Source organism: Ferdinandcohnia jepli, assembly GCF_047246645.1.
Classification (GTDB): Bacteria; Bacillota; Bacilli; order Bacillales; family Bacillaceae_L; genus Ferdinandcohnia.
Map to the genome: position 1 here is coordinate 150,276 of NZ_JBFOKR010000014.1, position 11,646 is coordinate 161,921.

Genomic DNA, 11,646 nt, shown 5'->3' on the forward strand with positions numbered 1-11,646 from the left:
ACGCACAATATTAGGCGCTTGCGCTTTTCATTATTAAAGGGAGATGTATATATGAGCGTTGGAATTATTGGTATAAGTAGATTCATTCCTGAGCGGGTTGTAACAAATAAAGACCTTGAAAAGGTGATGGATACATCAGATGAATGGATCCGCACGAGAACTGGTATAGAGGAAAGAAGAATTGCAGATGACGATACAGATACTTCTGACATGGCATACGAAGCAGCAAGAAAGGCAATTGATAATGCTGGGATAACAGCAGAGCAACTAGATATGATTATTGTTGCAACCGTTACTCCAGACAGACCATTTCCTTCTGTATCTTGTATGATACAAGAAAGATTAGGAGCCAAAAATGCGGCGGCTATGGATATTAGTGCTGCATGTGCTGGATTTATGTATGGGATTGTGACTGGAAAACAGTTTATTGAAAATGGAACATATAAGCATATTTTAGTAGTTGGTGTTGAAAAGCTATCAAAAATTACAGACTGGGATGACCGTAACACAGCAGTTCTTTTTGGTGATGGTGCTGGGGCAGCGGTCCTTGGTACTGTATCAGAAGGAAGAGGAATTCTGTCCTTTGAGCTTGGAGCAGATGGAACTGGCGGAAAACACTTATATCAGGATGAATACATCATTATGAATGGACGCGAGGTTTTTAAATTCGCTGTTAGACAAATGGGTGAATCAAGTGTAAATGTCTTAACAAAAGCTGGATTAACTAAAGATGACGTGGATTATTTAATCCCTCACCAAGCTAATATTCGAATTATGGAAGCATCAAGACAACGTCTTGAATTACCTGTTGAAAAAATGTCAAAAACAGTTGATAAATTTGGAAATACATCAGCAGCTTCTATTCCAATTTCAATTGTGGAGGATTTAGAAGCAGGAAAAATAAAAGAAGATGACGTAATTGTAATGGTAGGTTTTGGTGGTGGTTTAACTTGGGGTGCTATCGCAATGAGATGGGGCCGCTAAATCTAAGGTGTAATTTACAGAATAAGAACAAACGAATAGAATCTATATGATTGGAAGGAGAAGAAGAAATGGTAAAAAAACGTGTAGTTGTCACAGGACTAGGTACTGTCTCACCTTTAGGTAATGATACAAAAACAACATGGGAAAATGCTAAAAATGGAGTTTCGGGTATTGGACCACTAACTCGAATTTCAATAGAAGGTTTACCTGTAAAAGTTGCTGCAGAGTTAAAGGACTTTAATTCTGAGGACTTTATGGATAAAAAGGAAGCTAGACGTATGGACCGATTTACGCAATACGCATTAGCTGCTTCGTATATGGCGGTAAAAGATGCAAATCTAACAATTAATGATGAAAATGCAGAACGTGTAGGCGTATGGATTGGTTCTGGAATTGGTGGAATGGAAACACATGAGGAACAGCATAAAATCTTTCTAGAAAAAGGCTATCGTCGTGTAAGTCCATTTTATGTCCCAATGATGATACCTGATATGGCAGCAGGACAAGTATCCATTGCACTTGGAGCAAAAGGAATTAACACATGTACAGTAACTGCATGTGCGACTGGAACAAACTCAATCGGAGATGCCTTCAAGGTCATTCAACGTGGTGATGCAGATGTAATGATTACTGGTGGTACCGAAGCACCGTTAACAAATATGTCATTTGCAGGCTTTGTTTCCGCAAGAGCAGTTTCCTTAAATCCAGACCCTAAAACTGCGAGCCGTCCTTTTGATATGAACCGTGATGGGTTTGTAATGGGTGAAGGAGCAGGGATCTTAGTTATTGAAGAATTAGAACATGCATTGGCACGAGGTGCTCATATCTATGCTGAAATTGTAGGATATGGTGCAACTGCGGATGCCTATCATATTACAGCTCCAGCCCCAGGTGGAGAAGGTGGAGCACGTGCAATGCGCCAAGCAATTGCAGATGCAGGTTTACAACCATCTGATATTGATTATATCAACGCGCACGGCACTAGCACTGATTATAATGATAAATATGAAACAGCAGCTATTAAAGAAGTATTTGGAGAACATGCATACAAGCTTGCTGTTAGCTCTACAAAATCAATGACAGGACATTTACTTGGTGCTGCTGGTGGAGTAGAAGCAATCTTTTCTATCTTAGCAATTGAAGAAGGCATTATCCCGCCGACAATCAACTATGAAACACCAGACCCAGAATGTGATCTAGACTATGTACCAAACGAATCTAGAAAGCAGGAAGTAAAAGCTGCACTAAGTAACTCGCTTGGATTTGGTGGACATAACGCAACATTAATCTTTAAAAAATATGAATAATTAATTTGAAGCAGTCACTTTGAGGATATCATGGTGACTGTTTTGTTGTTTATTAGTAACTGGTTTTTACTAAGCAGTTTAAATAGGTATCTAGTAAGAGTTGGGTATCTATGGGAAAGTGGGTGATATAATTGGCCGAATGGTACATTTGTGGGCTTAGGTGGGACATACTTTTCTGTAAATGGGACATACATACTCGATACTTGAATACGCTTAAAAAGCACGAATTCTGTAACGTTCTCGACTCGGTAACCACCAAGCGTCCATAAAGCCCGAAAACAGTAATGAACAACAAACGGTAATTATAAAGCGTTTATAGAGCCCGAAAACTGATATGATCGTTAAACTTGGTAACTTAAAGCTCTCATAGAATCCGTAATCCATATTACACCCAAACTCAGTATCACACCCAGACTCAGTAACTATAAATCAACTATTGAATACAATTCCTAATAAAATCTTTTAGGGTTAGAAGTTAGAATCAATATGTTTTTTTTTAAATAATAGTATCGATTATAATCTCCTACGATGCCACAATCCCTCCATCCTACAAATACCTAGCGCCAAATTTCCTTCAATGAATACCCTATGAATAGGTTAAAGGAAGGAAGTGTGAGAATGGGAGTCGTTCAGACAAATCAATGGTTACAAGAGTTATATACTAATCCAATTGAACTCTGTAAAAACGTAAGATCGTATTTTCCAAGAGGAACCTCAGCACGTGAAATATATGCGTATTTAAGGTCACATGGTATGTATCGACCAATTGAGGAAAGAAAGAAGTCTCCTTTGGACAGCCTACCAAAAGATGTGTGGGCGGTAGCGAAAAAGGAGTATAACCTATTACAAAAAGAATGGGGAGGACCATCAGTACCTATTTTTATTTTCCCTGCAGACGAAACAAATCCGAAAATAAAAACAGAGTTCAATGGAAAGTCTGGACTTGCTTTTAATGATAAATTATTCTTGTTTTTCTCAAATTACAATTCATCAGGTGAAATCAAGGCAGTATTAACCCACGAATACAACCATGTATGCCGCCTTTCTAAATATAAAAAAACCGAGTCGAAATATAATTTGCTGGATACAGTCATCTTAGAAGGAATTGCAGAGAATGCTGTTAAAGAACGGTTTGGTGAAAAAAATGTTGCTGAATGGACCAAGTATTATTCAGAAGAACGGATAAAGGAAATAGTACAACGAATGATCATTCCGAATAAAAATATAGAAGTTTCTGATCGGAAGCATCATGCAATTTTATACGGAAAAGGCTTTTATCCAAAGATGGCTGGTTACTGCGCGGGCTATTACCTAGTAAAACAATACTTAAATAATAACAATCTAAGAACTAAGGATGTTATAGGAATGAATTCGAAAGAGTTTCTATATGAGTAAAAACACTGATCATTTTGGTCAGTGTTTTTATTTCTTGAAATACTACTTTCAATAAAAACGGGACAGAGTTGTTAGAATATTTTAATTTAATATAACTTTAAAAATATATTGAAATAACTTAATATAGAATATTAACAAAAACTTTAGTGTGTTAAAGCCTTGATACATAAGGATTTCGACAAAAACTGTCGAGGAATATAAAAAATTGTCTTGCAATTATAATATTATTCTAATAAACTTTTACTTACATATTAATTTTGTCATCAATTTTAAATATTTGAGGTGTTTTTATGAAGCGGACTAATAATGAAGCACCTTTACTAGAAGTGAAGGGGTTAAAAACAGGTTTCAACATAGATGGACAAGTATATCACGCTGTTGATGATGTGTCCTTTAAAGTCAATCCACGCCAAATTGTCGGAATTGTTGGTGAATCGGGTTGTGGAAAAAGTGTAATGTCAATGTCTGTTATGCAACTTTTACCTGTAGGTATTGGGAAGATCACAGATGGTGAGGTGATTTTCCAAGGGCAGAATATTGAAGGTTATTCACAATCTGAAATGAACAAGATCCGTGGTAAAGATATGTCAATGATCTTCCAAGAACCAATGACTGCTCTGAATCCTGTCTTTACAATAGGTTTCCAATTACAAGAGGTTCTTTTAAATCACCAAAAAATCACGAAACAAAGAGCTCGGGAAATTAGTATCGATTTATTGAAACAAGTTGGTATTTCTCGTCCTGATAGTATTGTAGACGAATATCCGCATCAACTATCTGGGGGTATGAGACAACGTGTCATGATTGCTATGGCTATTGCTTGTCAGCCGAAACTATTAATTGCGGATGAGCCGACAACAGCACTTGACGTTACCGTTCAAGCTCAAATTCTAGAACTATTAAAAAGCATTCAAGAAAAGAACGACATGTCAGTTATCTTAATTACACACGATCTTGGTGTAGTAGCTGAAATGTGTGATGAAGTAATCGTAATGTACGCAGGTAAGATCGTAGAAAGAACAGATGTTGATACGCTCTTCTACAATCCAAAACATCCATATACAAAGCTCCTAATGGAATCTATTCCTAAGTTAAATGAAGAAGTTGATGAATTAGGATCAATTGATGGAATTGTACCATCCTTGAAGAATATGCCACGAGTTGGCTGCCGATTCGCTGATCGTTGTCCTATGGCAATGCCGGAATGTAAGACTGTTACTCCAGTATTAGCAGAGGTAGAGGAAGGTCACGAAGTTTCCTGTCTATTGTATAAGAGTAGTCAACCTGTTGTAGAAGAGGTGAGATAAGAAATGGCTAATCAAACTATAGAAAAGAAAGATAATCTACTATTAGAAGTTAAAAATCTTAAAACCTATTATCCTATCAAGGGTGGTTTTGCTAGAAAGACGATCGGTTATGTAAAAGCAGTAGATGATGTTTCCTTTGAAATTAAAGAAGGTGAAACACTAGGACTTGTTGGAGAATCAGGTTGTGGTAAATCAACTACTGGAAGAACGATCCTGCGTTTGCTTGATGCAACTGAAGGACAAATCATATTAGATGGCAAAGATATTACAAAATTAAAAGGAAAATCATTAAGAGAAATCAGAAAAGACTTCCAAATGGTCTTCCAAGATCCCTATGCTTCATTAAATCCTATGCAAATGGTTGGAGATATCGTTGCTGAACCAATCATCAACTACACTGGAAAATCACTAAAAGATTTAAAAGATGAAGTAATTGAGTTACTAAGAAAAGTTGGACTTCCTGAAGATGCGTTTTATAAATATGCGCATGAATTTTCAGGCGGACAACGTCAACGTATTGGAATTGCGCGTGCGTTAGCGCTAAGACCAAAACTAATCATTGCGGATGAACCAGTATCTGCGTTAGACGTATCTGTTCAATCGCAAGTACTTAATCTGTTAAATGAGCTTCAAGAAGAATTCGGTTTAACTTTCCTATTTATTGCGCATGATCTAAGCGTAGTAAAACACATGAGTGACCGTATTGGAGTTATGTACTTAGGTGGAATTGTTGAAATAGCTGATAAGGATAGTATGTACGCAGAACCATTACATCCTTATACACAGGCGCTAATATCAGCAATCCCAGAACCAGACCCAAGATTGAAAAAGGAACGTATTGTTTTACAAGGGGATGTACCAAGTCCCGCAAATCCACCAACAGGTTGTCCATTCCATCCAAGATGCCCTATGGCTATGGAAGAGTGTTCGAAGGCTAAACCTCAATTAAAGGAGGTGAAGCCAGGACATAAGGTGGCTTGTCATTTATATAAGTAATTTTGACAGGTAAAATTTCAAAAACATACATTAACTAATCGGGGGGAAAACCAACATGAAAAAGTCAGCATTGTGGACTATCGTGCTTATGCTAGTTATGTCTTTATTCCTAGCAGCGTGCGGTGGTAAAGATGAAACAGCTGAAAAAGAAGATGCAAACACTGGTTCTGAAACAACTGAACCAAAAGAAGGCGGTAAAATCACTTTAGCAGTAGACGCTGCACCTGAAGGTGTTTTCGAATCTGCATATTATGGTAGTGCAATTGATGCACAAATCTTAGGTTTCACAGGCGGAAGCATTTTCAAGGTTACTGAAGATCTTGAATATGTTCCTAACTTCGCGTCATGGGAAATCAGCGAAGACAAATTAACGTATACTTTCAAATTTAAAGAAGGCGTTAAATGGCACAATGGCGAAGAATTAACTGTTGAAGACTGGGCATTCGCTCTAGAAACAATTGCAGACCCAGATTATACTGGTGAACGTTACAACTATGTATCAGAAATTAAAGGTGCAGAAGCGAAGAAAAATGGGGAAGCTGAAACAATCGAAGGTATTGAAATCATCGATCCATATACAATCGCAATTACTTTTAACGAAGTTAAAATCAACAACTTAGAAAACTTATGGCCAGATCCAATGCCTAAAAAACACTACGAAGGTGTTCCTGTAGCTGAATTAGGTGAGTCAGAGCAAGTACGTACTAATCCTGTAGGTCTTGGACCATTTAAAGTGAAAAAAGTTGTTCCTGGTGAATATGTTGAATTAGAACGTTTTGATGAGTATTGGGAAGGTAAACCACTTCTTGATGGTGTAGTTATTAAAGTTATTGATCCATCATTAGCAAACGGTGCATTCCAAAACCAAGAAATTGACATTATGAACATTGCTCCAGCTTCTGTTAAAGAACTAGAAAATATGGACCACGTTTCAGTTGAAGAAGCAAGTGGTACTGTTTACTCTTATATCGGTTTACGTTTTGGTCACCGTGATACAGAAACTCGTACAAACGTAGCTGACTATGGTAAGTTCGAATCTAAAGAATTACGTCAGGCTTTATTATATGCAATTGATCGTCAAGCAATGATTGATGCATTCTTATTTGGACATGGTAAAGTATTTAATACTGTTATTCCTTCAGCATTCTGGATTGCTGCTGATGAGTCAGAATTAAATCAATACGAATTCAACCAAGATAAAGCTAAAGAATTACTAGCATCTGCTGGTTATAAAGATACTGATGGCGACGGATTTGTAGAAGATCCAGAAGGTAAGCCATTCTCTATTAAATTTGGACATTATGCAGGTAATGCAACATTCGAAGGTCGTTCACAAGCGATTATGCAAAGCTGGAATGATATCGGTGTAAAAACTGAATTATCAACTGGTGGTTTAGTTGAATTCAACCTTTACAATGAAATGAAAGCTAACGACGATGTTGAATTAGAAGCATTCTTCGGTTCTTGGGGAACTGGAACTGACCCAGATCCATCAGGACTATGGGCTAATGATGCAGAGTGGAACTATGGTCGTTGGGTAAATGAAGAAAATCAAAGATTGCTTGACGAAGGTTTAAGTGAAGCATCATTTGATAAAGACTACCGTAAGCAAGTATATGTTGAGTGGCAAAAACTATTCAACGAAGAAATGCCAGCACTACCATTATGGGAAAACGTAGATTTATATGGAATTAACAAGCGTTTACAAGGTGTACAAGTTAACGCAGTTGGATTCCAATCAGATGTTCACAAATGGTACGTAACTGACTGATTTGACAATAATCATTGGGGTATTTTATACCCCAATGATTATGTTTTCTTTTTACACTTGTTATTGAATTAAGTTTGTTTTGAATCGAGAATTTTTAAGGATAAGGAGCAAAAAACATGCTACAATACGCACTTCGAAGAATACTAGGCATGATTCCATTGTTACTCCTTACCTCCATAGTGGTATTTACCTTAGCTAAGATGATGCCAGGTGACCCATTTGGAGGAGAAATTGACCCGTCAAATACAGACCCTCGTTATATTGAAGAAATGAGGGAAAAGTTAGGTTATAATGATCCAATATATGTACAATATTGGAGATGGGTTACTGACTTTGTTCAGGGGGACTTTGGAAAGTCTACAGCACATAAAATTGAGGTTTCAGAGTTAATCGCCGAGAAAATACCCAATACATTATTTTTAGCTGTTGTATCATTATTTTTCACCTACATTTTTGCATTTTTCATGGGAATGTACGCTGGACGAAAACCGTACACTCTTGGAGATAATTTGATTGCCGGCTATAACTATGTGGGTCTAGCAATTCCTTCGTTTGTTGCGGGGATTGTGGCTATTTATTTCTTCTCATTCCAGCTCGGGTGGTTTCCATTTAGTGGTTCCGTAGAAGTAGGACTAGATGAAGGAACTTGGGGATATTTCGTTAGTAAATTGCACCATGTTATGTTACCTGCTCTTGTTTTAGGTCTAATGGGTACGGCATCTTATACTCAGTTTTTACGTAATGATATAATTGAAAACAGTCGAAGAGACTTTGTTAGAACTGCAAGAGCAAAAGGAACAAAAGAATCAACTATATATAATAAGCACATTTTAAGAAATTCAATTATTCCATTAGTAACATTTTTAGGATTTGACATTGCAACTTTAATTGGTGGGGCAGTAATTACTGAAACCATCTTCACATACCCAGGTATCGGACAACTATTCTTAGATTCCGTTACAAGAAGAGATTATGCTGTTATGATGACGATCACAATGTTACTTTCATTTCTAACACTATTCGGAAATCTTATAGCTGATTTGCTTTATGGTATAGTAGATCCGCGTATTCGATTGGATTAAGGAGGAGTAAAAATGGAAGTAGTTACAAATACAGGTGTTGGATCACCAAAAAAAGCTGCAAAGAGTCTTTCTCCTTGGGCGCTTGCTAGAAAAAAGTTTCTTAAAAATAAATTAGCAATGATTAGTTTAGTATTTTTACTTCTAGTAATTTTAACAGCTATTTTTGGCCCGTTGATCAATAAACAAGATATCGTTCGTGTAGACTTCATGAATATTAGTAAAGAACCATCAGCGGAAAATTGGTTAGGTACAGATACAAACGGTCGTGATGTATTTGCAAGGATGCTATATGGAGGTAGAACCTCATTAATGATAGGAATTTCTTGTACTATTTTCATTACGCTATTAGGTACAATGGTTGGTTCGATTGCTGGCTACAACGGTGGAAAGATTGATCAATTGCTTATGCGTTTTACTGACTTTGTATTAGTTTTCCCATTCATGGTGTTTGTTATTGTCTTAAATACAATACTAGTTGGTAAAGTTTCAGGTGCTTGGACACTTGTTATCGTGATGAGTTTACTTAGCTGGGGTGGTGTTGCGCGTATTGTACGTAGTAGAATACTTGCTGAAAAAGAGAATGAATATATCCTTGCTGCAAAATCAATAGGTACAAGACCATCAAAAATTATTATTAAGCACTTAATACCAAATGTATCATCAACAATTATTGTACAAGCTACGTTAATTTTAGCAGTTATGATTGTTGCTGAGTCAGGTCTTAGTTTCTTAGGTTTTGGAGTACCTGCAAACCAGCCGAGCTGGGGTAATATGCTGGCCGAAGCTAGAGACTCAGATGTACTACGTAATAAAACATGGATGTGGGTTCCGCCTGCAGCTATGATTACCTTAACAATTTTGTCTATTAATTTTATCGGTGAAGGTTTAAAGGATGCTCTAAATCCTAAATCTAATCGTTAACCAGATCTATCACTAAATGTGATGGATCTTTTTTTATCCTCCAAACTCTACTTTTATAAAAAACTAAAAGTTGATTACTTTAACGTTTAAAAGTGAAAAATAATAGTAAGCTACAATAGGATTATTTCAAAAATTGTTTTAGTAATGTAGTAATTCCGAAAGAGCTACAATTATATTAATAAAGTAAAAAAGTAGAATAATATAAAAATTAAAAATAAGAAAATGCTGATAAATCAATAAATAAAGCGCTTTACCAAGAAAAAGTAATAAAAATAATAAAAATTATCTTGCAATTTCGACATAGTTTTAATAAAATTCTAAGTAGATTAAGAGAATAGTTATTATTCAGTTAATAAATTAAATTAATACAATTTTAAAAATTAACTTGAATTTGTAACCTAACTGTAATAAAATTTAGTTAATTCTATTGTCAGATAATTTAGTTTGTTTTTAGAATAATAGCTTTAAGTTAATAAATATAGAAGTTTACTAGAAATAGTGGAAAATAGAGAGAAAATGAAACCTCTGTAGAAACTAAATTCTGAAAAAAAAAGCAATTTTGAATCGAAAGTGAATATAGTTGTCTTAGTGCGATAAGGAAGGTGAACAGGTTTATGGCTGCATTATTAGAAGTGAAAGGGTTAAAAACTCATTTCTTTAAAAAGAAAACAGTAATACCTGCTGTAGATGGTGTTGATTTATCAATAAATAAAGGTGAAACTGTTGCCATCGTAGGAGAGTCAGGATCTGGTAAAAGTATTACTTCATTATCAATTATGAAGCTTGTACCAAGTCCAGCTGGGAAAATTGTTGAGGGCGAGATTATCCTTGACGGAAGAAACTTAGTTGATTTATCAGAAGCAGATATGTGTAAGGTACGCGGAAATGAAATCTCGATGATTTTCCAAGAACCGATGACATCTCTAAATCCTGTACTTACAGTAGGAGAACAAATTACTGAAGTACTTATGTATCACCAAAAGATGTCTAAAGTAGAAGCTACTAAAAAGGCAATAGAAATGTTAGAAATGGTTGGTTTCTCACGTGCTGCTGAATTAGTAAATGACTACCCGCATCGTCTCTCAGGAGGTATGCGTCAGAGGGTTATGATCGCTATAGCGATGAGTTGTAATCCGAAACTTTTAATTGCAGATGAGCCTACAACTGCATTGGATGTTACAATCCAAGCTCAAATATTAGACTTGATGAAAGATTTAAGTCGTAAATTCGATACTTCAATTCTTTTAATCACTCACGACCTTGGAGTGGTATCAGAAATAGCTGATAAGATTGTCGTAATGTATGGAGGCCAAGTTGTTGAGCAATCACCAGTTGATGACCTTTTCGACGAACCGTTACATCCTTACACAGTCGGATTAATGAACTCAGTTCCAGCAATTGAAGGAGAGATTGAAAGACTTCAATCAATCGAAGGAAACGTTCCATCTCCAGAAAATATGCCAAAGGGTTGCAGATTTGCTCCAAGATGTTCAAAAGCGTTTGATCGTTGTTTTGCAGAACAACCACAGCTTAAGCAAATGGGTCCTGGACGATCAGTACGCTGTTTTCTATATGACGACGAGGGGGCAAAAGCATGATTTCAACAAATGTAGAAAATAAAGTTGATTCTACACAAGAACAAGAAAACACAATCCTTGAACTTCAAGATGTAAAAAAGTACTTTCCAATCAAAGCTGGACTTTTACAACGAACTGTTGGAAATGTAAAAGCAGTTGATGGAATTAACTTAAAGATTAAAAAAGGTGAAACAATTGGACTTGTTGGTGAGTCAGGATGTGGAAAATCGGTTCTATAATATTTGTTGGGGTTCCTACACAATTAAAGGCATAAAAAATGCACGACATCAGCCAGTCTTTTATACT

9 protein-coding genes and 1 pseudogene are annotated in these 11,646 nt (G+C 36.2%); all 10 read left to right on the plus strand.

From position 1 onward, the window contains the following. Positions 1 to 51 precede the first annotated feature (51 nt). Entirely contained in the window at positions 52 to 984 is a 933-nt protein-coding gene (locus AB3M96_RS16190) for a beta-ketoacyl-ACP synthase III (RefSeq protein WP_412968672.1), read from the plus strand. Between the two features lie 68 nt (positions 985 to 1,052). Continuing rightward, the gene (gene fabF / locus AB3M96_RS16195; protein ID WP_412968673.1) at positions 1,053 to 2,291 is read left to right on the plus strand and encodes a beta-ketoacyl-ACP synthase II; all 1,239 of its coding nucleotides are present in this window, start codon (positions 1,053 to 1,055) and stop codon (positions 2,289 to 2,291) included. Between the two features lie 618 nt (positions 2,292 to 2,909). Continuing rightward, a complete protein-coding gene (locus AB3M96_RS16200) occupies positions 2,910 to 3,686 on the plus strand; it encodes a DUF2268 domain-containing putative Zn-dependent protease (RefSeq protein WP_412968674.1) in 777 nt (258 codons plus the stop codon). 290 nt (positions 3,687 to 3,976) lie between these two features. Further along, positions 3,977 to 4,993 (plus strand): ABC transporter ATP-binding protein, encoded by a 1,017-nt coding sequence (locus AB3M96_RS16205; RefSeq protein WP_412968675.1) that lies wholly within the window; start codon positions 3,977 to 3,979, stop codon positions 4,991 to 4,993. Between the two features lie 3 nt (positions 4,994 to 4,996). Then, complete coding sequence (locus AB3M96_RS16210; protein WP_412968676.1) at positions 4,997 to 5,989, plus strand: ABC transporter ATP-binding protein; 993 nt, start codon at positions 4,997 to 4,999, stop codon at positions 5,987 to 5,989. Between the two features lie 55 nt (positions 5,990 to 6,044). Next, on the plus strand, positions 6,045 to 7,760 hold the full coding sequence (gene opp4A, locus AB3M96_RS16215) for an oligopeptide ABC transporter substrate-binding protein (protein ID WP_412968677.1): 1,716 nt from the start codon (positions 6,045 to 6,047) through the stop codon (positions 7,758 to 7,760). A 116-nt stretch (positions 7,761 to 7,876) separates the two neighbouring features. Next, positions 7,877 to 8,842 carry an oligopeptide ABC transporter permease gene (opp4B, locus tag AB3M96_RS16220; protein WP_412968678.1) on the plus strand — a complete coding sequence of 322 codons (966 nt, stop codon included), beginning with the start codon at positions 7,877 to 7,879 and terminating at the stop codon, positions 8,840 to 8,842. 12 nt (positions 8,843 to 8,854) lie between these two features. Continuing rightward, the gene (gene opp4C / locus AB3M96_RS16225) at positions 8,855 to 9,763 is read left to right on the plus strand and encodes an oligopeptide ABC transporter permease (RefSeq protein WP_412968679.1); all 909 of its coding nucleotides are present in this window, start codon (positions 8,855 to 8,857) and stop codon (positions 9,761 to 9,763) included. A 614-nt stretch (positions 9,764 to 10,377) separates the two neighbouring features. Then, positions 10,378 to 11,361 carry an ABC transporter ATP-binding protein gene (locus tag AB3M96_RS16230; RefSeq protein ID WP_412968680.1) on the plus strand — a complete coding sequence of 328 codons (984 nt, stop codon included), beginning with the start codon at positions 10,378 to 10,380 and terminating at the stop codon, positions 11,359 to 11,361. After that, positions 11,358 to 11,570 (plus strand): annotated as a pseudogene (locus AB3M96_RS16235) (ATP-binding cassette domain-containing protein); the annotation flags it as partial. The gene AB3M96_RS16230 and the pseudogene AB3M96_RS16235, both read left to right, overlap by 4 nt. Positions 11,571 to 11,646: the final 76 nt, after the last annotated feature.